The sequence below is a fragment of the Candidatus Hydrogenedentota bacterium genome, assembly GCA_018005585.1.
Classification (GTDB): Bacteria; Hydrogenedentota; Hydrogenedentia; order Hydrogenedentales; family JAGMZX01; genus JAGMZX01.
On sequence record JAGMZX010000037.1, the window covers coordinates 2,355 to 27,788 of the forward strand.

General features: G+C 63.1%; 25 protein-coding genes. 2 read left to right on the forward strand and 23 right to left on the reverse strand.

What is annotated here, in order from left to right:
• The 22 genes from KA184_08420 to KA184_08525 all read right to left on the reverse strand — a co-directional run.
• The coding region (locus tag KA184_08420; GenBank protein ID MBP8129594.1) for a flagellar motor protein MotB at window positions 1-400 on the reverse strand (400 nt) is incomplete at its 3' end.
• Between the two features lies 1 nt (window position 401).
• Complete coding sequence (locus tag KA184_08425) at window positions 402-1,190, reverse strand: MotA/TolQ/ExbB proton channel family protein (GenBank protein MBP8129595.1); 789 nt, start codon at window positions 1,188-1,190, stop codon at window positions 402-404.
• 280 nt (window positions 1,191-1,470) lie between these two features.
• Window positions 1,471-2,751, reverse strand: a complete 1,281-nt coding sequence (locus tag KA184_08430; GenBank protein ID MBP8129596.1) for a flagellar hook protein FlgE — start codon at window positions 2,749-2,751, stop codon at window positions 1,471-1,473.
• Between the two features lie 31 nt (window positions 2,752-2,782).
• Window positions 2,783-3,244: a hypothetical protein gene (locus KA184_08435; GenBank protein MBP8129597.1), complete on the reverse strand. Its 462-nt coding sequence runs from the start codon at window positions 3,242-3,244 to the stop codon at window positions 2,783-2,785.
• Entirely contained in the window at window positions 3,241-3,894 is a 654-nt protein-coding gene (locus KA184_08440; GenBank protein MBP8129598.1) for a flagellar hook capping protein, read from the reverse strand. The genes KA184_08435 and KA184_08440 overlap by 4 nt, the downstream gene beginning before the upstream one ends.
• A gap of 78 nt (window positions 3,895-3,972) precedes the next feature.
• Complete coding sequence (locus KA184_08445; GenBank protein MBP8129599.1) at window positions 3,973-5,475, reverse strand: flagellar hook-length control protein FliK; 1,503 nt, start codon at window positions 5,473-5,475, stop codon at window positions 3,973-3,975.
• A 174-nt stretch (window positions 5,476-5,649) separates the two neighbouring features.
• On the reverse strand, window positions 5,650-6,207 hold the full coding sequence (locus KA184_08450; GenBank protein ID MBP8129600.1) for a hypothetical protein: 558 nt from the start codon (window positions 6,205-6,207) through the stop codon (window positions 5,650-5,652).
• A 6-nt stretch (window positions 6,208-6,213) separates the two neighbouring features.
• Window positions 6,214-6,687: a flagellar FliJ family protein gene (locus KA184_08455; protein MBP8129601.1), complete on the reverse strand. Its 474-nt coding sequence runs from the start codon at window positions 6,685-6,687 to the stop codon at window positions 6,214-6,216.
• 1 nt (window position 6,688) lies between these two features.
• Window positions 6,689-8,029: a FliI/YscN family ATPase gene (locus KA184_08460; GenBank protein MBP8129602.1), complete on the reverse strand. Its 1,341-nt coding sequence runs from the start codon at window positions 8,027-8,029 to the stop codon at window positions 6,689-6,691.
• A 4-nt stretch (window positions 8,030-8,033) separates the two neighbouring features.
• Window positions 8,034-8,705 (reverse strand): hypothetical protein, encoded by a 672-nt coding sequence (locus KA184_08465; protein ID MBP8129603.1) that lies wholly within the window; start codon window positions 8,703-8,705, stop codon window positions 8,034-8,036.
• Between the two features lie 33 nt (window positions 8,706-8,738).
• Window positions 8,739-9,740 (reverse strand): flagellar motor switch protein FliG, encoded by a 1,002-nt coding sequence (gene fliG, locus KA184_08470; protein ID MBP8129604.1) that lies wholly within the window; start codon window positions 9,738-9,740, stop codon window positions 8,739-8,741.
• Window positions 9,741-9,779: 39 nt separating this feature from the next.
• On the reverse strand, window positions 9,780-11,339 hold the full coding sequence (gene fliF / locus KA184_08475) for a flagellar M-ring protein FliF (protein ID MBP8129605.1): 1,560 nt from the start codon (window positions 11,337-11,339) through the stop codon (window positions 9,780-9,782).
• Window positions 11,340-11,712: 373 nt separating this feature from the next.
• Entirely contained in the window at window positions 11,713-12,033 is a 321-nt protein-coding gene (gene fliE / locus KA184_08480) for a flagellar hook-basal body complex protein FliE (GenBank protein MBP8129606.1), read from the reverse strand.
• A 15-nt stretch (window positions 12,034-12,048) separates the two neighbouring features.
• Window positions 12,049-12,468, reverse strand: coding sequence for a flagellar basal body rod protein FlgC (gene flgC / locus KA184_08485; protein ID MBP8129607.1), 420 nt, complete (start codon window positions 12,466-12,468; stop codon window positions 12,049-12,051).
• Between the two features lie 11 nt (window positions 12,469-12,479).
• Complete coding sequence (flgB, locus tag KA184_08490) at window positions 12,480-12,875, reverse strand: flagellar basal body rod protein FlgB (GenBank protein ID MBP8129608.1); 396 nt, start codon at window positions 12,873-12,875, stop codon at window positions 12,480-12,482.
• 330 nt (window positions 12,876-13,205) lie between these two features.
• The gene (locus tag KA184_08495) at window positions 13,206-14,345 is read right to left on the reverse strand and encodes a D-alanyl-D-alanine carboxypeptidase (protein ID MBP8129609.1); all 1,140 of its coding nucleotides are present in this window, start codon (window positions 14,343-14,345) and stop codon (window positions 13,206-13,208) included.
• The gene (locus KA184_08500) at window positions 14,342-17,122 is read right to left on the reverse strand and encodes a PAS domain S-box protein (GenBank protein ID MBP8129610.1); all 2,781 of its coding nucleotides are present in this window, start codon (window positions 17,120-17,122) and stop codon (window positions 14,342-14,344) included. The genes KA184_08495 and KA184_08500 overlap by 4 nt, the downstream gene beginning before the upstream one ends.
• Window positions 17,123-17,137: 15 nt before the next feature.
• Window positions 17,138-17,599 carry a ribonuclease HI gene (gene rnhA, locus KA184_08505; protein ID MBP8129611.1) on the reverse strand — a complete coding sequence of 154 codons (462 nt, stop codon included), beginning with the start codon at window positions 17,597-17,599 and terminating at the stop codon, window positions 17,138-17,140.
• Window positions 17,592-18,158, reverse strand: coding sequence for an ankyrin repeat domain-containing protein (locus KA184_08510; GenBank protein ID MBP8129612.1), 567 nt, complete (start codon window positions 18,156-18,158; stop codon window positions 17,592-17,594). The genes rnhA and KA184_08510 overlap by 8 nt, the downstream gene beginning before the upstream one ends.
• The gene (locus KA184_08515) at window positions 18,155-19,159 is read right to left on the reverse strand and encodes a substrate-binding domain-containing protein (GenBank protein ID MBP8129613.1); all 1,005 of its coding nucleotides are present in this window, start codon (window positions 19,157-19,159) and stop codon (window positions 18,155-18,157) included. The genes KA184_08510 and KA184_08515 overlap by 4 nt, the downstream gene beginning before the upstream one ends.
• Window positions 19,160-19,211: 52 nt before the next feature.
• The gene (locus KA184_08520; protein MBP8129614.1) at window positions 19,212-20,219 is read right to left on the reverse strand and encodes an ABC transporter permease; all 1,008 of its coding nucleotides are present in this window, start codon (window positions 20,217-20,219) and stop codon (window positions 19,212-19,214) included.
• 367 nt (window positions 20,220-20,586) lie between these two features.
• On the reverse strand, window positions 20,587-22,083 hold the full coding sequence (locus tag KA184_08525; GenBank protein ID MBP8129615.1) for a right-handed parallel beta-helix repeat-containing protein: 1,497 nt from the start codon (window positions 22,081-22,083) through the stop codon (window positions 20,587-20,589).
• Between the two features lie 386 nt (window positions 22,084-22,469).
• Here KA184_08525 and cysK point away from each other — a divergent pair, with 386 nt between their 5' ends.
• Together cysK and KA184_08535 are read left to right on the forward strand one after the other, a co-directional pair.
• Window positions 22,470-23,393, forward strand: a complete 924-nt coding sequence (gene cysK, locus KA184_08530) for a cysteine synthase A (GenBank protein ID MBP8129616.1) — start codon at window positions 22,470-22,472, stop codon at window positions 23,391-23,393.
• Between the two features lie 120 nt (window positions 23,394-23,513).
• Window positions 23,514-24,809: an O-acetylhomoserine aminocarboxypropyltransferase/cysteine synthase gene (locus KA184_08535; protein MBP8129617.1), complete on the forward strand. Its 1,296-nt coding sequence runs from the start codon at window positions 23,514-23,516 to the stop codon at window positions 24,807-24,809.
• Window positions 24,810-24,938: 129 nt separating this feature from the next.
• Here KA184_08535 and KA184_08540 read toward each other — a convergent pair.
• Window positions 24,939-25,434 (reverse strand): hypothetical protein (locus tag KA184_08540; GenBank protein MBP8129618.1); only part of this gene is annotated, 496 nt, incomplete at its 5' end.

A 25,434-nucleotide genomic window follows, 5' to 3' on the forward strand; every position in this document is an offset into this window, starting at 1 on the left:
CCGCGGCGGGCTTCAGGTCGGCGCTGGCCGGGTCGAACAGGACCGAGTCGGGCAGAGTGAGCCGGATGCCGCCGGTGGCGTCGTAGTCGATCTGCACCATCTCCGCGCGGCCCGTAATCTGCAGGCGGCGGCGCAGTTCGCGGGCCAGTTTTTCCGCCTCTTCGTCCGCGCGCCTGGAGACGCGGGGCACCGGATTGATAACGAACTTGTTAGCGGGCAGCACGCCGAGGGCGCCTTGAAGGGAGGTCATCGCGTCCTTGAAGTCCTCCTCGCTGATGGTCGAAAAAGAAACAAGCAGCACAAAGAAGGTAAGCAGGAGGCTCATCATGTCGCCGTAGGTGACTACCCAGCCCGGCACAGTGGGCTCTTCGGGCCCTCTCTTCTTTTCTTTTCCGGCCATGCTATTTGCGACCAGCCGCCGATTGCAGCGGCGCGATGCGCGCCCGTACGCTCGGCGACACAAACGCCTTCAGCTTCTGCTCGACCACGCGGGGGTTGTCTCCCGATTGAATCGAGAGAATGCCCTCAATGGTGATTTCCTTGCTCAGCAGTTCGAGCGCAGTGCGCACTTTGAGCTTGCCGGCCGCGGGCAAGAAGATGACGTTGGCCAGCAAGGCACCGTACAACGTGGTGATAAGCGCAACCGCCATGCCTTGACCGATAAGCGACGGGTCGTCAAGGGCAACCAGCATTTGGATGAGACCGATGAGCGTGCCGATCATGCCGAACGCCGGCGCAAAGGTGCCCATGGTGATCAGGATGGACTGTCCCATGCCATGGCGGTCTTCCATAAAGGCGATTTCCGTCGTCAGAATGTCCTTGATCAGTTCCGGGGCCGTCCCGTCAATGGCCAGTTGGATACTGCGCTGCAGGAATTCGTCCTCGGCCTGCGCGGCATGGCTCTCGAGCGCGAGAATGCCTTCACGCCGCGCGACCGTCGCGAAATGAACCATTTTCTCAATGAGCTTCTCCGGGGGGGTAACCCTGTGGATGAAGGCGTTCTTGAGCGTGTTGAACACGCTCAGTACGTCGCTCAAGGGGAAATTGATCAGTGTTGCGGCAAGGGTGCCCCCCACTACGAGCACGAAAGAGGGCACGTTCCAGAAAATAGCGACGGCGCCCCCGAGCAGGATCGTGATGACGACCAGTGCTATACCGGCCAGCAAGCCGATAATCGTTGCTATATCCATGAGTTTTCCATTGCCCCATGTGCGAGCCGTATTCTAGCATTGGAGCGGGAATACGTCCACCACGCCAAGCAGTCCGGCATGTTCTGGTCCTTACGCGGCGCCAACGCCATCATCGCATGGCGGTGCGCCCTGGCTTCCAACCGGTACGAGAACTTCCGGGAGGACCGACGCGCCGCTACTCCTTGGAAGACCCCATTTCGTGACGCGTACCCATAGGGCCGCGCCGGTTCCCGGCCGCGAAACCGGGAACCGGCGCACAAGTCACTCACGGTTCAACGGCCTAACGCCCGAGGTTAACCGTCTCCTGCAGCAGCGTGTCCGCTGCGCTGATGGTCCGCGCGTTAGCCTGGAATCCGCGCTGCGTTATGATAAGGTTGCTGAATTCGGCCCCAAGGTCGACATTGGAGTTCTCGAGCACCCCGCCGGAAACAAGTCCCCGTCCGCCGGCCTGCGGCGCGCCGACCTGCGCGTTGCCCGAGGCGGGCGTCTCGCGGAACAGGTTGTTCCCGTCTCGTTCGAGACCCGAGATGTTCGAAAACGAGGCGAGGGCAACCTGCGCGATGACTTTGGTCAGGCCGTTCGAGAACACGCCGTTGATGGTTCCGTTGGCGCCGATATTGAAGCTCTGAAGCACGCCGCGCGGGAATCCGTCCTGGTTGCGGAGCGTGACGTCGCTGTTTGCATCCTCGCCCATGGAGAGTTGCGTGATAGCCGCAAAATCGATGGTGAACTCGAAGGGCGTTTCCGGCAGCGCCGTATCGGTTGGAAACGCCGAGGCGGGAATGCTGATGGCGCCTTCGGTTTCAACCTCCGGGGTGAGGGGATCATCCACGAGCGCACCTTCGGCGTCGAAGACAAGCGTGGGCGCGGCCACGGGCGACACGGTCACGCCGTTAAAGGTGGCCTCCCACGTCCACTCGTTCGTGTTGGCCGTCTTCGTGAACACCAGCGAGACTTCCCGTTCGGTGCCCAGGGAATCGTATACCTTGATCGAACGGGTGACCGTTGTCCCCGCAGCAACGTCCGCATTCAGGTTGCCGATCAGGGTCGCATTCTCCGTGGGACGGACGATACCTGTGCCCCCGATGGGAATCACGATGTCCGTTGGCGTGCCGTTCGTGTCGATCGCCCCTTGCTCATTGGCCATATAGCCCTGCACGCGCAGCCCGGTGGCCGGCTCGATGAGCAGGCCATTGGCATTGATCCGGAACGAGCCGTCCCGGGTATACCGGTTGGCCGACCCGTCACTCAGCACGAAGAATCCCGTTCCCTGGATTGCCAGGTCGGACGAGACGCCCGTCGTAATCAGCGAGCCCTGTTCGAAGTTGACGTCAATGCTGGCGATCATCACGCCGAGGCCGACTTGTTGCGGATTCGTGCCGCCGAAATTGCCGACCGGCGCGGAACCGCCCATCAAGGTCTGCGAAAAGAGGTCCTGGAACAGGACGCGCGCGCCCCGGTATCCGATAGTGTTGACGTTTGCGATGTTCGATGCCACGACGTCGAGTCTGCGCTGCTGCACGAGCAAGCCGTTGACGCCGGTGTAGATAGCTGTTCCCATGATGCGTTGCCTCCTGAGATGTGCGCCGCGTCTAGCGTTCGGCGGCGCATGGGCTTCCCCAATAGGGGGCCGGCCCGGTTTCCACAGTCTCCTGCGGCAGCGTCCGTTCCTCCGGAGCCACCACGACACAATCGATGTTGGTGAATACGGCCGTCTCCTCCGTTCCGGAGAGCCGCGCCGCCGTGATAACCATCCGCTTGGGCACGTTCACGACGAACGCCAGGCCGTCCATCAAGAGAAGCGATTCGCGAGAGCCCTTGGCTGCCGCCCGGTCCACAAGTTCGCCCAGACGGCTCTCCTGGTCCGCCGTGAGGCGGATGCCGCGCTGGCCCAGGCGTTCCACTGCATGCGCCGAGAAGCGCACCGAAGCGGGGCGCACGAGTTCCTTCGCGAAGATTTCCGCGAACGCCGCCGAGCCTGTGCGCGAACTACGCGCATGCGCAGGCGGCGCCAGCCCCGTTTCCGGCAGTAGCGAAGACACTGTATGGATCATGACTCGTCTCCCGGCGGGGGCTCTTCTGGCGGGGGCTCTTCTGGCGGCGCCTCTGGCGGGGGCTCTTCTGGCGGCGCCTCGTCCGCGACCAGCATCACGCCCGTCATCGGCAGCGGCTCGCCATCGACGGTCAACACGACGATGCTGCCGTCCAGCGTAACCGACTCGACAATGCCCTTGACCTCCTCGCCTTCGAGATTCACGCCCTCGACATAGCGCCCGATCATGCCTTGCGCCGAGATGAAATTGAGCTGATCGATATTACCGGTCAGAAATGCCACCTGGTACGCAAGGGTCTGGAAACTGTCGTTCAGGTTGTTCATCTGCTCCAGCGAAGCGAATTGCGCCAACTGCGCGAGCATCTCGTCGTTGTCCATCGGCTCCAGCGGATCCTGGTTGCGGATTTGTTCCATCAACAATTGCAGAAACGCATCCGTATCCAGGTCTTCGCTTGCCGCCGTGGACGCCTTGGCGGACGTGCCCACACCGGCCGCCTTGGCCGCCGTGGCTGGGGCAGGGTCCACCGCCGCGTGGCCGAGCAAGCGCGTGCGCAGCGTAGCCGTAATCTGCTGCGCCGCCGCACGGCGTTGCGCGGGCGTGGGCGAGAGATTGCCCAGCACGTTCGCTCTGTACATACCTACAATGTTCATGTTTCTTCTCCAGTCTCATCACATGGTGTCCGGCCGTAGGCGCAAGCGCCCAACCAGACATGTTCTCGTCACGATGTTTCACACGAAGAGGTCAACCATCCCTTGATGCCGCGATGCACGCCGAAGCGGAGAAGCATCGTCCGCCGCCCTTTCATAGCGCCAACCGCGATACGCCGTATCGGGACGGTTGAGCAAGAACGGGCGCTGCGCCTTCCCGTCATCCGCCGGCCGCTGACCGCCTTGCCGCGCCAGGTCCGCCGCTACCTCGATGTGGCTCACGTCCACTCCGTCGCGCTGCAGCGCATCGCGCAGGGACTGAGCCTGTGCTTCGAGCGCGCCGCGCACGGCGGGACTTGCCGAGGCCATGCGCACCGCGAGGCCATCGCCCGTGGCATGCACCTCGATGCGCATCTCGCCGAGCGATTCCGGAACCAGCCTTACAGTCAGGGATGTCTCCCCGCTGCCGGCAAGGATACGGACATTGCGCACTGCCTGGTCAGCCAACGCGCGAAAGGCCGTCTCACGCAACGGCTGATGGTTTCCCAGGAAGGTGTCCGCGCCGGCCGGTCGCGGGCCCGGTAAGGACTCCAGACGGCCGCCTTCCATGGAAATCGCGGCAACTGCCGGATCCGAGCCGCTCGACACCCTTGCGGCCGTGGCGCTGCTCTCCGGGCTGGCAAGCGCGGCCCGTTCCTGCTGGGGCGAGGCCCGGCCCCGTTGCGTCACGGTGGCCCTGACGGCCCACCGCAGCGTCTTCACAGCCAGAACGGCTTCCTCCGGCAACGGTTCAGCAGACCCCTCAGCCGCGACGGGTGCCGCGGCGTACTGTTCCGGAAGAACAGGCGCCTGCGCCCCGGTGGATTCCACGGCCGCTTCGCTCGCGGGGACAACACTCCCTGGCTGCGCCTTGGGCGCAGCTTCTGGCATTGCCCGCCCGGGCTGCGGAGGGTTCCCACCGGCGCATGCCATTACCGTAGCCAGAGAATCGGGCGGCTGTTGGACGACAGGCGTCTCCCGCCCCGCGATGGGCGCACCGAAACCTTGAGAAACCGCTTCAGGCACTGCGTTCGGGTGTGCCGTCTCGCCTGCAACCGCCCGCGCCAAGAGGACGAGCACGTCAGCAACAGCACGGGCCGGGGTCACCGGCGGTGGGAATGCATCCATGCCGCCGGGTTCCGTGGCCGGATCCGGAGTTGCCGCATTTGGCGCAGCCGTGTTTCGTCCCGGAACATGCGCGGCTCCTGCCTGGATGCCCAATAGAAGCGCGAGTTGGGCCTCCAGAAGCTTCAGCGTCACATGCTCCGTGGAGAATTCCACGGCCTCCGCACCGGCATCGCCGCCCGCGTCCTCCGCGGCAACGGGACCACCCGCTGCAGAGGCCGGTTGCGTGGTCTGGGACGCGAGGACGGTCCCCAACATCGCCGCCGCAGCGAGTTCCTGCGACGCAAGCTCCCGCGCTTCCGCCATCGCCTGGAGGAAGAGCCCGGCGTCAAGCGGACCCCCCGCTCCCGGGCCATTCGCTTGCGGGGCGGCCCCGGCTTGCGGCAGGGCCGCAAGCATTTCGACAAAAGACAAAGTCATGCACGATCACCTCCTTTCTGAGTGGGATAGAGTGAGACATGCAGGTCCCGCACAGCGTGGGATTCCTGCAAAAGAGACGCAAACGAAGGTCAACAGGGGGGCGTTTCGCCCCATCCGTTCAAGAAACAAAGAGACTTCCGAAGAAGAACGGAAAGTAGAATGGCCGCTGATTCGTTACAGGGGCGGCTCCTGAAGCAGGCGCAGAATGCGGGTCGCCTCGTCAGGCGTGACCTGCTCGACGATCTTGGCCCGCTGCTTGTCCTTGACGAGCCGCAATATCGCCGCCACTTCTTCGGGCGGCAGTCCGTTAAGGCGTTCCGCCGCCTTCTTGGGGTCCATCAGTTCGAGCGTGGTTGCGGTGGTCTTGCGGCGCAACTGCTCCTCGGCGTCGCTTTGTTCAAGAACGCTTTTCACTTCTTTCAAACGTTCCTCGAGTGAGGTCTGCAGTTGAAGCAGCGCGGCGTTGCGCTGGCTGAATTCGGCCTCCCGCCGTTTCAGGTCCGTTTCGCGCTGAACCAGCGCTTCCTCGCGCTCGTTCAGCCGCCGCGCCAATCCGCTCAGGCTGTCTTCCGGCGATGCCGCCGGCTGTGCGAGCGGGGCGGGTTCCTCCGGGGCGCGTCCAAGGAGGCGTTCGAAGCTCGCGGCATTCAACAAGCCCGTCGCCGCCATTGCTCCGGCGAGCACGGCAAGGAACGACAGGACCGCAATGACGATATAAAGCAAGACACGCATACGCGATTACTTCCCCCGCGCGGCGCGGCCAGGCCCGCGCTTGGCCGCCGCATGGCTGGACGCCAGTTCGTCCAAGGCTTTCTGCTCCTCCTTGCGCACATAGTCCTGGTAGACGGCCGCCGTGCGCTCTTCGAGCTTCTCCGCGACGCGCCGCCGTTTCAGGGCTTCCTCGAGTTCCTTGCGCTGCGCGGCCGCGGTGCGTTCAAGCGCGCGGATTTCCGCGTCCTTCTGCACGGCCAGCCGGGCAAGATGCCGTTCGTACTGATAATAGCGCCGCACGTCGCTGGCGTCGAACTCTTCTTCCAGAAGCGCACCGGCCCTCGCCAGAGTATCGCGTTGCTCATCGCCGATACTTGCGCGGTCCTTGACTGCGTCGTGCAGGCGCCTGCGCGTGGCGCCGAGCGCCTGGGACTTCAATTCCTCGACGCGCTTGCGCACCCTCAGAAGCGTCGCAAAATGTCCCGGTTTGCGCGACGGCACGTTACGGCTCCCCAAGCGCGGCGCGCATGTGCGCTTCGATGCCGGCGAAGTCAAAGCGTTCGTACAGGCCCTGCTTGAGGAAAGCCCTCACGCCGGGCATGAGCCGTAACGCACGGTCAATCTCAGGATTGCTGCCGGACGCGTACGCGCCGATGTTCACCAAGTCTTCCGCGTCGCGATAGGTCGCCAATACGCCCCGGATACGCGCCGCCAGATCCTGGTGCGACTCGCCCGTAACGTCGATCATCGTCCTGCTGACGCTCTGCAGCACATCCACGGCGGGGTATTGTCCGCGCGCGGCGAGATCGCGCGAAAGCGCCACATGACCATCCAGAATGCTGCGCACGGCATCACCTACGGGGTCATTGAGGTCGTCCGCTTCGACCAATACGGCGTAAAAGCCCGTGATGCTGCCCTGTTCCGACATGCCGGCCCGCTCGAGCAGTTTCGGGAGCGCGGCGTATACGGAAGGCGGGTAGCCCTTGGTCGTCGGCGGTTCGCCCACCGCGAGGCCGACTTCGCGCTGCGCCATGGCGAACCGCGTCACCGAGTCCATCATCAGCATGACATCGGCGCCCTGGTCGCGGAACCATTCCGCAATTGAGGTGGCCGCGAAGGCGCCGTTCAGGCGCTGGAGCGCCGGCCCGTCCGACGTGGCCACAACAACCACGGAACGCGCGAGCCCTTCCTCGCCAAGGTCCCCTTCGATAAAATCTCGCACCTCCCGTCCGCGCTCGCCGATCAGCGCGATTACGTTGACGTCCGCGTTCGTATTGCGGGCGATCATGCCAATGAGCTTGCTCTTTCCAATGCCGCTGCCCGACATGATGCCCACGCGCTGTCCCTTGCCACAGGTGAGACAGGAATCAATCGCGCGAATGCCCGTCACGATCGGTTCGGTGATACGTCGGCGGCGCAACGGATGGGGCGCCGTGGTGCGCAGGGGCGCCTGCGCCACCCAACGGGGCGGGGGCCCGCCGTCCAGCGGCGCGCCCATGCTGTCCGTGACGCGGCCCAGCAACTCGGGCCCCACGCAGACCATCTGGGGGCGAAACGTGGGAATCAGCAGACTGCTGGGTCCGATACCGCGGGTGTCGCTGAGGGGCATCAACAGAATCCGCCCGTCGCGGAACCCCACGACCTCGACAGGAATACGCCGGGGCGGCCCGCCGGAAGTGCGCCCGTTGTCCGCGGGGACCACAAAGCAGAGGTCGCCGATGTTCATGTGCGGCCCGGTGGCCTGGATTGTCAGACCGAAAACGTCCACGACCTTCCCATAGGCGGAGAGCGGAGCCGCGGCGTCCAAGCGTTCATGAAACCGGTGGAGGTCGATGGCGGCCATCGTTTTAGTCCGTAAGCTCTTCCAGGATTTTCTCCAGCAGATGATCCAGGCGCGCGTCGACATAGAGGGATTCGCTATCGACAATGCAGCCGCCGGGTGTTACGCCCTCGTCGGCTTCGATCGTAATCTCCCCGGCGATATCGAATTCTTCCAGCAGCGTTACCCGGTGGTTGCGCAGTGATTCGAGGTCGCCCGGGTGTACCCGCACCGTCAGCCGCGCCCGGTCCGTGACACAACGCAGAGCCCGGCGCACCGTGTTCATGACAAGGTCCGGGTCCGTGCGCATCTCCCGTTCCAGGACGCGCTCCACTATCCGGCGCACCAGATGCAACACTTGGGGCTCAAGCAAAGCGAGGAATTGCTCGTGGGTCTGGCGGATGGCTTCCGCCGCGGCGCTCAGCGTCTGCGCGGCGCCCGCGACCGACTGCATGAATTCGCCGTACCCCGCCTCGAAACCGCGGCGGCGCCCTTCGGCAAATGCGTCCTGCACCTTCTTTTCCGCGTCCGCCTTGGCCTCCGCGAGCACGGCGGCCCGGAGCATCGCGGGGTCGAGGCCGGCGGCTTCCGCATCCAGCCCTGCAAACAACAGGGCGGGCTGCTCCTCGAGCGCGTCACGCTCATAACGCATGATAGCGCGCGCGTTCTCTTCAGCCGGATGCTTGAACACTCTACCCATGCTCGTTCGCTTCCCGTAAGCCGGTCAGGCTTCTTATACGAGGATTTCGTCTTCGTCGGCGCCGCCGCGGCCCTGGATCATGATTTCGCCAGCCTCTTCGAGCCGTCGGATAACGCTGACAATTTTCTGCTGCGCTTCCTCGACATTGCGAAGGCGCACCGGGCCCATGAAATCGATTTCTTCCTTAATCATTTCTCGTGCGCGCTCGGACATGTTGCGGAAGATCTTGTTCTGCACCTCTTCGTTCGCCGTCTTGAGCGCGAGCGCGAGGTCCTTGGTCTCAATCTCCCGCAATGTCTTCTGAATGCCGCTGTCTTCCACGTTCACCACGTCTTCAAAGGTGAACATGAGACGCGCAATCTCGTCCGCCAGCTGGGGGTCCCTTTCCCCCAACTCGGACATGATGCTCTTCTCCGTGGAACGTTCGACGCGGTTGAGTATTTCGGCAACGTCCTTCACGCCGCCCGCGAAGGTGAATCCCTGGCTGAACACCGCGGCCATCTTGCGTTCCAGAACCCGTTCCACTTCCCGGACGATCTCCGGGGGCGTGCGATCCATGGTCGCGATGCGCATCACGACTTCGCCCTGGACGTTTTGTGGCAGCGCCGAGATGACGATGGCGGCGGTCTGCGGCGCCAGGTGAGCCAGGATCAGGGAAATAGTCTGGGGATGTTCGTCTTGGATAAAGCTCGATATCTGGGCGGGGTCCGCCTTTTTCAAGAACTGAAAGGGCACTTCCTGCAGGCTGGTCTGCAAGCGGTTCAGAATGTCAAACGCTTTTTCCGAACCGAAGGTCTTCTCCAGCAGGTCGCGGGCGAATTCGATGCCGCCCTGCGTGAGAAAACGCCGTCCCACCGCCATCTGGAAAAACTCTTCTACCACGCGCTGCCGCACGTCGGGCTCAACCACCCCGAGACTGGAGAGGTCCAGCGTGATCTGCTCGATTTCCTCGTCGCTCATGTGGCTCAGGATACGGCTGGCGTTTTCCGGGCCGAGACTGGCCAGCAGAATGGCCACCTTCCTCCGTCCGTCCAGTGCCGACGTTTCCGTCTTTTTCTGTGCCGTAGCCGTAGGCTATTCCTCCTCTTCCAGCAACCACGTGCGCAACAGCGCCGTAACCGTTTCAGGGTCGTCCCGGGACATCCGCGTGACTTCCTCGGTCACTTCCTGCATTCGCACGTCCTCGGGGGACGCCGCCGGTTTCACGGCCCGGGCTCCCGGTGTTTCTTCCTCTTCCGTCGTCTCGACGGCCCGCCGCAAGAACGTGCGGATCAGCCAGAATCCGAAGCCGATCAAGAGCACCTGCGCGGCAAGCCAGATTCGGTCCAGCCAAACCCGTTGCCCCGCCTGGCTCAGCGCTTCCTGCGCCGCCACCGCCGTCACGGCCGCGTCGACCTGGAACGGGTGATCATGTAGGATCACTTCCGTCTCCACTTCGCCGTCACCGACCGCCATGCGGGCCAAATCACTATAGGTCTTCTTCCGCTCTTCCGGCAACCCGACATAGGTTCGCGTCGTCGTGCCCTGCGCATCCGTGCTCTCTTCGTAATCGCCCTCGACCACAAGGCCCACCAAGTATCTTATCACGTTCCCGGGCCCGCTCCGCGTCGTCGTGCGCGTGTAGGAGGGCTCCATGTTCTCAATGGTTTCCGACGTCTCCTCCTCGTGACGCGTGCCCCCGCTCGCGGCGGTTTCCACGATATTGGCCGTGACGCCGGGCGCGCCTTCCGGCGGCTCGTCCGTCGTTGTCGAGGTCGTCGAGGTCGTGTACGAGCTGATGACCGGGCCTTCCTCCGCTTTCTCTTCAAGAATCTCCTTTTCGTCGAAGTCCACAACCGCGCTCACCCGCACGGTTGCGCGAACCCCCATCTCCCGGAAACTCTCGAGTACGCGCGCTTCACGCTCGCGTTCCAGTTCGACGATGTATTCGCGTTTCGAGTTCGCGACCGACGCGAACTTGCTGTCCGGCGGCGAAGCCAATACCTCGCCCGCCGTCGTCATGATGGTGATGTGGTCCTTGTCCAGATTCGGACCGCCGCCTTGGGCGACGAGGTTTAGAATGCCCTTAATTTCCGCGGGGTTCAGGCGCCGGTTCGCCTGCAGTGTCACCAGCGCTTCGGCGGGCTGCTCGTCACGCCGGAACAGTTCGTCGCGAGCTTCCCGGATGATGACGCGGGAATACTCGATGAACTCAAAGTCGTTCAGGATCGCCTCCAATTCGCCTTGGAGCGCACGCATGAACTGCACGTCCTGGAGGTAGCGGTTCGTCATGAGGTCGGCTTCATTGAAGAGTTCAAAGCCGGGGGAACGCCCGCGGTCGATCGGCAAATCGTTTTCAGCCAGCAGAAGACGTGCGTCGCTCAGCGACTGCATGGGCACTTCAATGGCGCGCCCGCTCTCGCGGAGCCGATTCGAGATGCCCTCGTCATCCAGAAGCGTGCGAATAGCGCCGATGTCCTTCGAATCGACGTTCTCGGTAAGGGTGACGTACTGCGGGCGGCTGCCCACAACCACGATGAAAACGATGATTGCCGCCGCCGCAATACCCCAGAGCGCGACATTCACCCGCGCACTGAGGCTCAATTGCCGCCACGTCGCGGCTACGCCTGCCGCCAACTGACGCAAGAAATCCACGGGCCACTCCTCCCCGGCGCACACGCCCCGCCCGGCCTTTGCCGGACGGCGCATGCGCCGGCAACGTTTCCGCCCACGTCACCGTGTTTTCTCACGCCCTACACGTGACGCACGGAGCACGCCGCGTCCCGCAACAACGCTGCGTTTTCCAGCGACACGCACCCACTTGGCCCTCGCAGAACCGGAACGCCTGCGGGGGCCAAAAGACGATTAAACTCGTATCTCCGCCGCGAACCGGTCGGCGCCCAGCCCGGTACGCCCACCGGCCGTCTTCGCTCGGGGGCCGCCACCTGGCCCCTTCACGCGTGTCGCCCCAACGGGCGACGTCCTGCAAAACCATCTGGACACAGCCGCGTGCGCCGCCAGGAGCGCGTCACACCTGCATCCGCATAATCTCTTCATAGGCCGTGACGACTTTATTGCGCACGGTCATCATAGTCTGAAACGCCAAATCGGCCTTCTCCACCGCCACCATGGCCTCGGTAACGTCGGTAATCTCGCCTGCGGCGAGTTTCTTAATCGTATTGTCTGCTTCTACCTGCAGATTGCGGACTTCAGCAAGCGCACCCGCGAGCATGTCCTTGAAGGAGACCTCTTCGGCGCCTCGAGGGCGCAAGGGCGCCTGACGAAGCCGCGTCGCCTCGACTTCAAGGCGGCGCAACCCTAAGTCAACTGGCCGGACGGGCTTATCCACGAGGTCCTGGCTCCACTATGCCGAAATGATGTCGAGCGCACGCTCTTGCATACGCGTCCCGGTGACAAGCACCGCAATATTCGCCTCATATGCGCGTTGCGCCGATATCAAGTCTACCATTTCCGTCGCTAAATTTACGTTGGGATAACTCACATATCCGCTTGCGTCGGCGTCAGGGTGGTCCGGCTGAAACACCTGGCGCAACGGCGCGGTATCCCGCACCACTCGTTTGACCTGCACGCCCGCGCGCTCCAGCCCAGCGCCCGAATGAAGTTCCTCGCCTCGCAACAACACCATCTGACGCCGGAACGCCCCGCCATCCGGAGTGCGCGTTGTCATCGCGTTGGCGATGTTGTTCGCGATGATATTCATGCGAAGCCGTTGCGCGCGCAGACCGCTCACCGCGATTTCCCGCGCAGAGACCTGTTCCAGCATGTCAACAATCCTTAACGCAAGCTGTCGAGCATGGTCCGGTATGACCGATAACGCTTAGTCAAGAGGGCCGCATAAGTTACATAGCGTCCCCTGTTTTCCGCCAGCTTCGCCAATTGGTCATCCAAGTCGACTGCATTGTAGTCATTTTTTGACAAAAATGCAAGACCTTCGAATTTTGGCCTGGTGGACCGGTGGTCGAGGTGCCGGGCCTGGGTCGTGCGGAGGTCGACGTGGTCCTGGCCCTCGAGTGTCCGGCGCAACGTCGTCTGGAAGTCCAGCTCCGTTGGCGTAAAACGTGGTGTATCGGCGTTGGTGATGTTGTTCGCGAGGACCCGGTGATTGGTGGCACTCACTTTCAGTCCGGCGACCAACAGCCGTTCCGTGTCCACTCCGGAAAAAACCTGCACGGTTGGCCTTCCTCCTTTGGGGCACACCCGTTGTGCATTTTGAGAAAGCAACTGATGTGCCAGAATGCATCTCTCACATAACATTTTGAGAACACGTGACTTACAGTGCATGACCCGCTTAAGGAAGGTTGCGCCTACGGCAAGACCGTACCCGCAGGCGGCACATTCTACCCACTTCCAGTCACCCCCCCGCGAAGTCCGCCGCTCAAGTTTGCGGTATCCCGAGCGGCCGGCACGGAAGTCCCGACCGTGCCAATCCAAGCGTGCGGCCCCATACAAGCTCGACGGGCAATAGCCTGACCGGCGATGACGGCCGGCCTCTGCCGGATGTCACATGCTCCCGCCCGCGGTCACAAGGGACCACAGGTCGACCGGCACAGCCTCGGTCACGAATAGCAGGGTGTTGCCGAGGGGCTTCTCGTCCAGTTCGACCCAGAGCTCACCCGCCACATCACCCGCCTTAACGGGCGCCTCGACAGACTCGGGGACGTCCACGACGACGCGCAACTGGCCCGCACGGCCGGGCGGCACGAGGACCCAGATGTCGTCGCCTGCGTGGAGCGCGGCTTCGGGTTTCTTTCCATGAGCGACCTTGACCGTGCGCCGAACCGGCTGGCCCGCGCCCGCAACCTTGACCCGCTGCACCTGGCTGAACCCCGTTTCCAGCAGCGTCCTGGCCGTCTCGAAACGCTCGCCGAAGCGGGGCGAGCCCATTACCACCACGATGAGCCGTGTATCGCCGCGCACGGCAGTCGCCGTAACGCAGTAACCCGAGGCCCGGATGAAGCCGGTCTTCAAGCCGTCGCACTCGGGCATGCACCACAGCATTTTATTAGTGTTATAACACAGCGCCTGACCGGGACGAAACTCGAACTCCTTCCTCTGCGTCCAAGCCAACAGGCGCGGGTGCTTGACGCATTCGCGGGCCAAGACCGACATGTCGCGCGCCGTGGTGCGGTCGATGGGCGTGCCCGGGTCGGGCGGAAGACCGTGGACACTGTGGTACTCCGTGTTGGTCATGCCCAGTTCGGCCGCGCGCCGGTTGGCCGCTTCCAGGTAGGCTTCCTCGCTGCCCCAGAGTCCCTCCGCCACGGCCATGGCCGCATCGTTCGCGGAGGCCACGGCCACCGCCTGCATCAGGTGGTTCAGCGGCCATGTCTGGCCCGACTCGACATACACCTGCGTGCCCCCCATATGCTGCGCATGTGCCGAGATGGCAATGGGCGCATCTTCACGCCAGAGCTCGGCATCAAGCCCTTCCGAGGCGAGCAACAGCATCATGAGTTTCACCATGCTCGCCGGAGGCCGGCTCAGGTCCGCGTTCTGCTCATAGAGGACGGCGCCGGTCGAGGCTTCGATGCAGATGTGGCTCTCGGGCAGATCTTGGGCCGCCAAAGCGCCGGCGAACCAGACCGCCAGGAGAAAGGTGCTCCCGGCGCAGGACGCTCTCCGGCCGCCGCGCCGCATCATGCCTGCGGTCTTTGCGGCACGACACGGCGCGCGACTGTTCCGATGATTTCCATCAAGTGCTCAATGTTGAAAGGCTTGCGCAGGGTGCCCTTCACGCCGTCGATACCGGGCGGGAAACCCGACAGGCCGGTGAACGCATAAACCGGGGTGGAGCGCAGCACAATATCGTTCTGAAACGCCGCCAGTTCTTCCTGCAACTCGTCTTCGGGCAATTCCGCATCTACAAATATCACATCCGGGGCCTCCTCCGCGGCCAGTTCCAGGCCGCGCCGCCAGTCCGGCGCGCAGCAGCAGGGTATGCCGCGCTGATGCAATGCGGTCTCGACCCATTCCAGAAGGCTCGGGTCGGAATCCACTACGAGCACAAAGGGTACGCCGCGCCCTTCCCTGACGGGCGCTCGGCCGGGCGCAGGCGGCAGCATTTCACCGAAGCACGCGTGCCGGACATAGGCCAGCAGCGTGCGCGCGCTGAACGGCTTGGACAAGAAATGGATATCCGAATGGGTGTCGCAGATCTCCTTCACGCGCTGGGCGTCCACATCGGAACAGACTATGATCGGCGTTTGCGCCGTGGCCACCTGCTCGCGCAGCGCCGTGAGCACGGCGTCGCCCGGCTCGACCTGCGGCGAATCCACGAACACGATTGCGTCAGGCCGCGTTTCCGCGGCGACGCGCGTGCCTTCAAACACGTTTTCGATAAGCGTGACCCGATAACCCGCGTTGCGCAGGACAGTCTTGAGCGTCTCCGGAAAGGCGTAGCCCGCCGCAATCACGAGAACACACAGCCCTTCCGCGCCCCTGTGCTCGTTTGGGTCGAAGGACGCGTCGAAGAGAGCGTTCGGCAGCACGACGGTGAACGTACTCCCTTCGCCGGACGCGCTCTGTAATTCGATCACGCCTCCGTGCGCATCGACAATACTCTTGGCAATGGATAACCCGATACCCGTGCCGCCGTACCGTCGCGAACGGGAGGCGTCGACCTGAAAGAACTTCATAAAGACCCGGTGATGATGCGCCGGGCTGATGCCGATACCCGTGTCCGATACGGCAAGAACGATATCATGCGGCCCCCGCTTTTCCAGGCGCACCTGGATCAGTCCGCCGGAATTCGAAAATTTCACGGCGTTGTTCAGAAGGATGCCGAGCACCTGGCCGATCTTGTCGCGGTCGGCCCAGATCGGGCCGATATGTTCATCAGCGAAGACGTTGAGACTCAGGTCCTTGGGCAGGGCGTGAGGCTGCGCGGACGCTACGCACTCGTGAATCAGCCGTGCGGGCGAAAACAGGTTCATGGTCAGTTGCACGCCCCGGATTTCCATCCGGCTGAACTCGATGATCTCATTAATCTGCCCGACGAGCCGTTCGACATTGCGGCGCATCACCTTTACCGCGGTTTCTTGTGTGCCCTCCAGCTTTCCGAGGCCGCCCGATTCGAACATGTCGAGATAGCCCTGAATCGTGCTGAGGGGCGTGCGCAGTTCGTGACTCACGTTGGACAGGAAAGTGTCCTTCGCCCGGTCATGCAGACGCAACTCTTCATTGGCCATTTCGAGTTCGCGGGCGCGCACCTCGAGTTGCTGCTGCATCCGCTTTTGTTCGGCCACGCTCGTCACCACCAGCGAATGCCGCGATTCCTCGGCAGCGGCATCGCCGATGTACGAGACGGCCACCACGGCCGGCACCGTGGTCCCCTCGCTAGTCACGAAATTCACTTCGCGCCGCAGTTCGCCCCGTGCCTGACTCGCGCTTTGCGCCAGCAGGTTGAGCAGAACCACGCGGCCAGACGTATCCAGGAAGTCGAACACTTCGCGGCCCAACACATTCTCCGAGGGCAGGCGAAGCATCTCGCACATGCGGTCGTTCGCGAAGCGGATTCGGTAGCTGGCATTGAGCGTGAGGAACCCCTCGTTCATCGTCACGAGAAGTTGCCGGAACCGCTCCTCGGACTGCAGCAGCTTGTGAGTCTGCTCCTCGACAAGCTGTTTCAATCCCATGTTGTACCGTTCCAGCCGCTGTGCCAGCCGGTACTGATCCGTGATATCGCGGACCAGGCCAATCGTGCCGGTGTGACGGCCCTGCCGGTTGAAAATCGGGTTGCCGCTGATCGCAAGCCGGCGCTCCTCGCCCCGGATGGTGCACGTGGCTTCGTATTCGCTGGCCAACCCCTCGGCGCGCCGTTCGAAATGCTGCAACACCGGGTCCATATTCAGTTCCCGCGCCAGCGCCGTCGTGCGCTGCCCAATAATGTCTTCTTCTGCTTTCACGTCGAAAATGTCGAGCAGGCGGCGATTCGCCAGAACGATATGCCCATCAGCCGACGACAGCAGCAGACCTTCGTTCATTTGCTCCGCGAGCAGCCAGAACCGGTCGCCGAGTTCCTCGATGTCTTCACCCGTCCGCACGACGGAGTACAGCACCACGACCAAGCCCAGGCACAGGCTCAACAGGCCAAGAAGCCGGGAAATATTCGCCACTTCCGCCGACATCATTTCGCCTTCTATAAGAGAATCGGGCAGGCCCGACATGCTGAATCCCGCCCCGCTGATCAGCATTACCGCCCCGGCCAGCAACATCATTCGCTGGAGGCGGCCCAGGCTGGGGCGCGCCAGCATGTTGCCGGTCGCGAACAAGGGCACCGCAACGGACAGGATGACGACCGCGAGCCGCAATGCCGCATCGTTCAACTGCCGTGAGAACAGAACACCGCCCATGCCGATGAGGATGGCTATAAGGTATAGCGGCAGTTCGCGTCTTGTTTGCAGTTTGCGGTTAGGCATTGGTCTTCGTTGGGCTCAGTCCAACTGTTTTCGTTCCCGCTGGGCGGCGATCATGGCCGAAGCCAGTTCGTCGCACCTTTCGTTCAACGCCACGCCTGCGTGGCCAGGCACCCATTTCCATTCGATCTCATGCCGCGCGCCGAGGTCATCCAGGCGCCGCCACAGTTCCTCGTTCTTCAGCGCGCCTCCGTGACGCCGCCAGCCACGGCGTTTCCAGGCAGGCAGCCATTCCGTGACGCCGCGCTTCACGTACTCCGAATCCGTGTGGACCACCACCTTGCACGAACGCTTCAGCGCGGCGAGAGCTTCAATTACGGCTGTAAGTTCCATACGATTGTTCGTCGTGTGCGGCTCGCCGCCCGAAAGCTCTCGGGTTCGCCCCTTGTATTGGAGGACAGCCGCCCAGCCGCCGGCGCCCGGGTTCGGCTGACAGCCGCCGTCCGTATAGATTATCACACATTCCGCCTGCTTACTCACGCGTGCCGCCCCGCCCGCTCTCGGCCTCGCGCTCAAGCCTGCGCAGCAATAACGCTGTCCGCTGGCAGCCGTTTTCCAGAGCCAGTTCAAACGGAGTCTTGCCGCCGTGGTTGCGCAGACCGAACAGGCGCTGCTCAGCGGCCAATGCGGGCATGGCCTGTCCCACGCCGAAAAGCGCCGCCGTGTGCAGCGGCGTATCTCCGAACCGGTCCCGGGCATCGGCTTCCGCGCCGTGCTCAAGCAACCACCGGGCCTCGAAATCCCGGCCGAGCATGGCCGCCACATGCAGGGGAGTCATGCCGGTCGCATCACGGGCGTCGATGTCCGCCCCGTACGCAGTCAACAGTTCCAGCGCCTCGGGGCGGTGGAACGTAACGACGTGGTGCAGCGGGGTCTTGTCCAGGCGGTCGCGCGACTCGACCAGACGCGGGTTCCGTTGCAGCATGGCGGCTGCGCGGTCGAGCCGGCCGGCCGCCACGGCGTCGTGCAGGCTCGTGCCGCAACCGCACAGCATTGAGGCCAACGCCAAGACAGCGGCGTATCCGCCCGTTCTCATCACTCCAGCCACGCTCCGCCTTGGTCGATATTCTCTTTGGTGAAATAGCGCGAGCGCAGCGTGATGTGCTTGGACACTTCCTCTCCGGCGAGCACTTTCAAGACGGTTTCGATCGCCTCGCGCCCGCCCGTGGGATACTCAAAGCTGGCGTCCAGAATGCCCTGCTTGACGTAGACCTGACCTTCGTGGGGCAGGGCGTCTATCCCGACAAACATGATCTCGTCCGCGCGTCCCACCGCTTGTGCGGCGAGGAAGGCGCCGTATGCGCCCGGATCGTTATGGCCGTAGACGAGGCCGATCTCGGGGAATCGGGCCAGCGCCGACTCCATCTCCCGCTGCGCGTTGGGTTGCAGCCACTGCATGTCCGCCTCGAAGATGACCTCGATGTTGGTGCCTTCGATGCCCTTGCGAAAGCCGCTGTGCCGGTCCTGGCCGGGCGTGCTGGTCATCAACCCCTTCAGTTCGACGACCTTGCCGGTTCCGAGCAGCCGCGCGGCGACCCATTTTCCCGCCGCGTGGCCGATCAACACGTTGTCCGCGCCGATAAACGTCGTGAACTGGTCGCCCAGCACGGCGCGGTCCAGCACAATCACCGGGATGCCCGCCTGATAGGCCTTGGCAACGGGGTCGGTCAGCGGGGCCGCCTCTTTTGGGCTGACGATAATCGCGTCAACGCCCTGGCTGACGAATTCCTCGATGTGCGACAACTGGACAAGCGTGTCGTTCTGCGCGTCCTTGAAGATCATCGTCAATTCGGGGTGCTCGTCCGCGGCCTTCTTGATGTCGGCGTTCATCTGCACACGCCACGGCTCACCCAAATTGCACTGGCTCATGCCGACCTTCCACGCGCGAGCGGCAGGTTCGGCGGGCGGTCCGGCGGCAGGTTCGGCGGCGCCCTGCGTCGGGGCGGCGGGCCTTTCAGCGGGAGGCGGCTGAGAACAGGAGAGTACCGTCAACACCAGAGCCGTCACGCAGACCGCACACGCAAGACTCCATCCCTTCATGCGCCTACCCATCCTTTCATGCATCTGCCCGGCCCCGCGACCGTTCCAGGCTTCACCTTTCGTTCCGCTGCAGCAACACCGCGCCGACGATGATGGCGCCCGTCAACATGAGGCGCCCGGCTTCGCCGACGGCGTTGATGCTCAGGATTTTCTCAAGATAGCCTATCGTGAGCGTACCCAGCAAGGTCAACAGCATGCTGCCCCGGCCGCCCATCAGGCTCGTGCCGCCGATGACTACGATCGCGATTGCCGTCAGTTCATAGGTCATGCCAGCCTCGGGGTCGCCCTGCGTCTCCTGGGCGGCCTGACAGACGCCTGCCACCGCCGCGAACAGACCGCTCGCCGCATAGGCCAGTATTTTGGTGCGCGTCACAGGCACGCCGGACAATAGGGCCGCGTCTTCGTTCCCGCCGATAGCGTAGAGATACCGGCCCACACGCAGATGTTGCAGCAAGACCCAGGAAACCGCCACGCAGACCAGGAAGATGATGGTGGTGACCGCCAGATTGCCGTTGAGCACGCGCGCGTTCAGCGATTCATACAAGCCCGGCAGGTCGAGCACCGCGAAGCCGTCGTGTGTCTGGACGCTGCGCGAAATTTTCTGTCCGCCGGACACCCACTTCGCCAGACCGCGCGCGAATACCATCATGGCCAGCGTTGCGATGAACGGCTGCACGCGGAACCGCGCCACAAGTGCGCCCGAGACGGCGCCGCAGGTAGTGCCCAGCGCCAGACACAGCGGCATGGCGACCCACGGGGATATCCCCTTGTGGATACACAAGATCGCGCTCACCACGGCTACGAGGCCAAGCACGCTGCCCACGGCGAGGTCGATGCCGCCGCCGATGATAACCAGAGTCATGCCGCAGGCGAGGATCCCGTAACGCGAGATGTGCCGGAGCATGTCGCGGTGCGTGTCCCACTTGTTGAACGCGCCGTCTCCGTGGAAGAAGACCCCGATGAGCAGTATGAGAAACAACGCCAACAGCGCCCGCTTGAACGTCAGCCGCGAATAGGCGATGGCCAGGAAGACCAGCGCATACACGAGGAAGAAAACCATGCGCGCGGCGCCCGGCCACGCCAACGTCCGCGGGGATTGCCCGGCTTGAGAGTCCGCTTGCGCCAACACCGGCCAATAGGTCACGCACCAGTCCACGACCGTGACCACGGCGCACAAGGCAATGCAAAGCGCCGCGTAGCGCAGCCACCGGCGCCCAATCAATGAAACGGTTCCGTCCGTTTGCCCGCTCACCTGTTCGGGTCCTCCCCGGCCTGTTACACCCCCACATACCAACGAGCAGCGGTTATGGTAACAACCTGACGGCGCCGCCGCAACGGGCGCGCACGAAATGGCTGTAGTTGCAGACGGAAGCGCCTCTCGGGAAAGACCGGCATGAGGAACACGAGTACCGCGGGAGAGAAGGTCGTCATTCCGGGGTGGGGAAATCGAAGATTGGGCGGAATCCGTCTTCACCGCCGGGGTCGGCCACGTAGCCGCCTGGCGCGTTGTATAGCTGGACCATGCGCAGCAATTCGACGATGGTGATCGACCAGTCCTGCGGTGCGTAGTCGCTATCGTGCGGCAAGCCGGTTTCACAGGCGCCGGCACCGGGCGCATATCCGTCTTCCGTACCGAACACGCAATGGTAGGCGCCGACGTTGTAGAACTGGACGACGCGCAGCAGTTCGGAGAGGTCGATGTCGAAATCGTTTTCCGTGTCGGCGGAGTGGTAGACGGCCATGTCTTCACCCGTGAACTCGTCGGCGCCCATGTCAAAGTCGGACCCGTCCGCGGTGGAAAGGCCAAGCTGATCGCCGTCGTAGCCGCGCAGATCACCTTCGATGTCGCGCAGCACATGGCCGAATTCGGCGGAACTCGTGTCGCGCCCGCGGTCGATGGCGGGCGAGCCGGGCCGCAGCGTAAAATTGCCGATCGAGGGGTTGCGGAAAAGCGGATTCTGAAGGATATTGCCCTGGCCGGGAAACTCGACGCCGACGGTCGAGTAACTCATTTCCACGTGGCTCGTGCCGGTGCTCCCGATGTCCTCCGGTGCATTGTTCCAGACGATGCAGTCGGTGAGCGCTGGAAAGGAATCCACGTTGTTGAAGAGACCCGCGCCGCGGAAGCCAGCGTGGTTTTCACTTATAGTGCACGCGACCAGCACGGGCGACGCGCTGTCGTTCGCGATGGCGCCGCCGTGCGTGTCGCTGTAGTTGTTGTAGAAGACGCAGTTGTAGATGCGCGGCGCCGCGCCATCCTTGTTGTACATTCCGCCGCCCAGCACCGTCACGCGGTTGTTGCGAATTACGCAGTGCCGCAACAGAGGCGACGCGCCGTCGTTACGCATGCCCCCGGCGTATACGCCGCGTCCGCCCTGAACCGTGAACCCGTCCAGCGTGGCATTGTTCGCACCGCGCACCACGGGCGTAGCGGGCACGCCGTTGTTCGCCGCGAATCCATCGATTGTCGTCCCGTGCGTGCTCCAGTCACGTTCGCCCCGCTCCGTCTCCGTTCCCGCGAACCCGCCATACAAATGAACTCCTTCACGCATCACCAAAGCGCCGCCGCTGCCCCGCTGTTCGTCGTACTTGCCGCCCGCGACCCACACCTCGCCCCCCCCCAAGGCAAACGCAGCGTCGATGCCTTCCTGAATCGTGGGATACGCAGTAGCCCACGCCTGTCCATCCGCAATACCGCTCGCATCCGCCCGATTGACATAGACCACCGCCAGCGGCGGCTCGCCTTCGCCTTCGCCTTCGCCTTCGCCTTCACCTTCTCCTTCGCCTTCACCCTCGGCTGACGACGAACCGGTAAAAGAGCGTTCGTGGCTCCCCGCAAGCGTTTCAACGGCGCCAAGACTTGCCCCGGCCCGGAAAACCAAGAATGCGAACACGATAGACACGAAAGCACTACGCTTAAACATTCCCCTCAACACACTGTTCATGGCAGTCCCAACCCTTCTTCGTAGCACACTCGAGGACCGGAGCCGGAGTATAGCAGAATTCGCGAAAGGGTACACGCGATACTCTGACCGTGCTTAGGTCACGATTGCACGGACTCGTCTCCGGCCGAGGCGAGACCCACGCAGCACGGCTGAAGGGCGGGCCTCAACTAAACTTAATCAGATTTCTATAGATTAACAACCCGCTGTCACAGGCAGAGTTAAGGCAGGACCGCAATTTGACAGTCCCCGCGAATATTGTTAGCATACTTGGTTGTTTGCTTTCCAAAAGCCAAATGGGGTCGCGGGACGTCAGGTATCCCTACCTTCTGAGACGCCCATGAGACCAGATTCAAGGAGAACGCACCATGCGCGTGTTTGACGATAACAGTCAGAGCATAGGCAATACGCCACTGGTAAAGCTCGGGAAGCTGGCCAAGGGATTAAAGACGGAGAAAGTCTACGCCAAGGTCGAGGGACGCAACCCGGCGTACTCGGTGAAATGCCGCATTGGCGCGAGCATGATCTGGGACGCGGAAAAGCGGGGTGTTTTGCGGCCGGGCGGGACGATCATCGAGCCGACTTCCGGCAATACGGGCATCGCGCTGGCGTTTGTGTCGGCCGCACGCGGCTACAAACTGGTCCTGACAATGCCCGAGACCATGAGCCTTGAGCGGCGTAATATGCTGAAGGTTTTCGGTGCGGACCTCATTCTTACGCCTGGCGATAAGGGTATGCCGGGCGCGATAGCCGAAGCCGAGGCCATTGCAGCGGAGAATCCCGGCTATTTCCTGCCGCAGCAGTTCAAGAACCCGGCGAATCCCGACATTCATTACCGGACAACCGGCCCGGAGATATGGAACGACACGGACGGGACCGTGGATGTCCTGGTGGCGGGCATTGGCACGGGCGGCACGATTACCGGCGTAAGCCGCTATATCAAGGGACACAAGCCGATCGAGAGCGTGGCCGTCGAGCCGGCCAATTCGGCCGTCCTTAGCGGCGGCAAACCAGGCAAACACAAAATCCAGGGCATTGGCGCGGGCTTCAAGCCCGACGTGCTGGATATGAACGCCGTCGACCGGGTCGAAACGGTTACGGATGAGGAAGCCATCGAAATGGCGCGCCGTCTGGCCCGTGAAGAAGGCATCGTGAGCGGGATAAGCTGTGGCGCGGCCACCGCGGTGGCGCTGCGGCTCGCCGCGCGTGACGAATACGCGGGCAAGACAATCGTGGTTATCCTGCCGGACTCGGGCGAACGGTATCTCTCGACCGTGCTGTTCCAGAGTTGATTTCTTTCCCCACGCGGACGCTCCGCAGAAGGTCCTGCCTGCGTTGACAAGGCTTGGCGGGGGAAGCGTTCTTGGGCTATAGACAGAGGCAAATCTTCGGATAAGAAAGGAACATTCATCGTGGAATCTCAGCAGTTCAGACCGGGTACGCTTGCGTTGCACGCCGGCCAGGTTTCCGACCCGGCGACAGGGGCGCGGGCGGTGCCCATATACCAGACCACCTCGTACGTCTTTAACGATGCGGACCATGCGGCCCGCCTCTTCGCGCTCCAGGAGTTCGGAAACATCTATTCGCGGATCATGAACCCCACTGTGGATGTCTTCGAGAAGCGGGTGGCGGCGCTGGAAGGCGGCGTCGGCGCGCTTGGGCTCTCCTCGGGTTCCGCGGCTATCACAATCGCCTGCATGAACATTTGCAGGGCGGGTCAGAACATCGTTTCGTCGCAGACGCTCTACGGAGGCACATACAACCTGTTCGCGCACACCTTCAAGGATTTCGGCATCGAGGTGCGCTTCGTGGACGCATCGGACCCGGCGAGTTTTGCGCGCGCCATCGACGACAAGACGCGCTTCCTCTTCGTCGAGAGCATCGGCAATCCCGCGAACGACGTGGCCGATTTCGAGGTTGTCGCCAAGGTCGCGCACGACCATGGCATTCCGCTCATGGTCGATAACACGGTGACCTCCCCCATCCTCTTCCGGCCCTTCGATTTCGGGGCGGACATCGTCGTGCACTCGGCGACCAAGGTCATTGGCGGTCACGGCACCTCCATAGGCGGCGTCATCGTCGACAGCGGCAAGTTCGACTGGAACAACGGCAAGTTCCCCGAACTCACCGAGCCAAGCGAGAGTTACCACGGCATGCGCTTCTACGACGCCTTCAAGGGCATTGGGAACATCAGTTACATCATCAAGGCGCGCGTCACGTTGCTGCGCGACATGGGCCCGTGCATGTCGCCTTTCAACGCGTTTCTCTTCCTTCAGGGGCTGGAAACACTGCATCTGCGCGTGCCGCGCCACTGCGAAAACGCGCTGAAGGTTGCGCAGTTTCTGGAAAAGCACAAGGCGGTCACGTGGGTCAATTACCCCGGTCTGCCAAGTCACAAGGACCATGCGCACGCCTTGAAATACCTGCCGAAGGGTCAGGGCGCCATCCTCGGGTTCGGTGTCAAGGGCGGCCGCGACGCTGCGCGCACGTTCATCAGCTCGTGCAAGCTGGCATCGCACCTGGCGAACATCCTCGACGCGAAGACACTGGTCATCCACCCGGCAAGCACGACCCACCAACAGCTCAGCCCGGAAGAACAGCTGGCGGCTGGCGTGACGCCGGATTACGTGCGCGTCTCGGTCGGCATCGAGGACATCGAGGACATCCTGGCGGACTTGGACCAGGCCCTGGCGGCGTCACAGCAGTAGCGCCGCGCAGAAAGCGGACCAGCGCGCAGGAAGACTGCCGTTACGGCCTGATTTCAAGACGAAAGACAAATGGGCATACGGGCGTTGACCATTCGGGCTTGAGGCAGAGGCGAGCTGTATGCGCCGCGCCTACGGTTGCGTGCGGTCGCGTCTGGCCTGGTAGACGTGGACCGGGCTGGCATAGCCGAAGGTCGTCTTCTCGAAAGACCAGCCACGCGAACCAAGCGCCTGTTCCAAAGCGGAAACGGCCTCATCAGCCGATTCATGCTGAAAAAAGACCAGCCAAGCTGCCGCCCCCCCGTCTTCTGAATTGCAGACCCGCTGCACGGCGTCGTCCTGCGTGTTTACGCCGTGGAAACGCAGGCGGTCGATGCCCGCCGGGCCATTGTAGGCGAAGGACGGCACGTCCGCCATGATATGCACGGTGACGGACGCGTCCTGCGAGATGTCCTGCGTCAACAGGAACCGTGCGGCTCCGGCGATGTCGGGCCGCCATGGGCGCGGATATGCGTGCAGGGCCAGCGCGTTCACGGCCAGCAGCGCCAACAGCAGCAGCGCCTGAAAGACACGCCGCCGCACCAGCACGGCCGTTCCCCCGGCGAGAACGAAGAACGGGATCGCCCCG

Coding starts and splice junctions, on each gene's coding strand:
- KA184_08425 (MBP8129595.1), bottom strand. CDS start 1,190: ATGGATATAGCAACGATTATCGGCTTGCTGGCCGGTATAGCACTGGTC.
- KA184_08430 (MBP8129596.1), bottom strand. CDS start 2,751: ATGGGAACAGCTATCTACACCGGCGTCAACGGCTTGCTCGTGCAGCAG.
- KA184_08435 (MBP8129597.1), bottom strand. CDS start 3,244: ATGATCCATACAGTGTCTTCGCTACTGCCGGAAACGGGGCTGGCGCCG.
- KA184_08440 (MBP8129598.1), bottom strand. CDS start 3,894: ATGAACATTGTAGGTATGTACAGAGCGAACGTGCTGGGCAATCTCTCG.
- KA184_08445 (MBP8129599.1), bottom strand. CDS start 5,475: ATGACTTTGTCTTTTGTCGAAATGCTTGCGGCCCTGCCGCAAGCCGGG.
- KA184_08450 (MBP8129600.1), bottom strand. CDS start 6,207: ATGCGTGTCTTGCTTTATATCGTCATTGCGGTCCTGTCGTTCCTTGCC.
- KA184_08460 (MBP8129602.1), bottom strand. CDS start 8,029: ATGGCCGCCATCGACCTCCACCGGTTTCATGAACGCTTGGACGCCGCG.
- KA184_08465 (MBP8129603.1), bottom strand. CDS start 8,705: ATGGGTAGAGTGTTCAAGCATCCGGCTGAAGAGAACGCGCGCGCTATC.
- flgC (MBP8129607.1), bottom strand. CDS start 12,468: ATGCTGGAACAGGTCTCTGCGCGGGAAATCGCGGTGAGCGGTCTGCGC.
- KA184_08495 (MBP8129609.1), bottom strand. CDS start 14,345: ATGATGCGGCGCGGCGGCCGGAGAGCGTCCTGCGCCGGGAGCACCTTT.
- KA184_08500 (MBP8129610.1), bottom strand. CDS start 17,122: ATGCCTAACCGCAAACTGCAAACAAGACGCGAACTGCCGCTATACCTT.
- KA184_08515 (MBP8129613.1), bottom strand. CDS start 19,159: ATGAAGGGATGGAGTCTTGCGTGTGCGGTCTGCGTGACGGCTCTGGTG.
- KA184_08520 (MBP8129614.1), bottom strand. CDS start 20,219: ATGGTTTTCTTCCTCGTGTATGCGCTGGTCTTCCTGGCCATCGCCTAT.
- KA184_08525 (MBP8129615.1), bottom strand. CDS start 22,083: ATGTTTAAGCGTAGTGCTTTCGTGTCTATCGTGTTCGCATTCTTGGTT.
- cysK (MBP8129616.1), top strand. CDS start 22,470: ATGCGCGTGTTTGACGATAACAGTCAGAGCATAGGCAATACGCCACTG.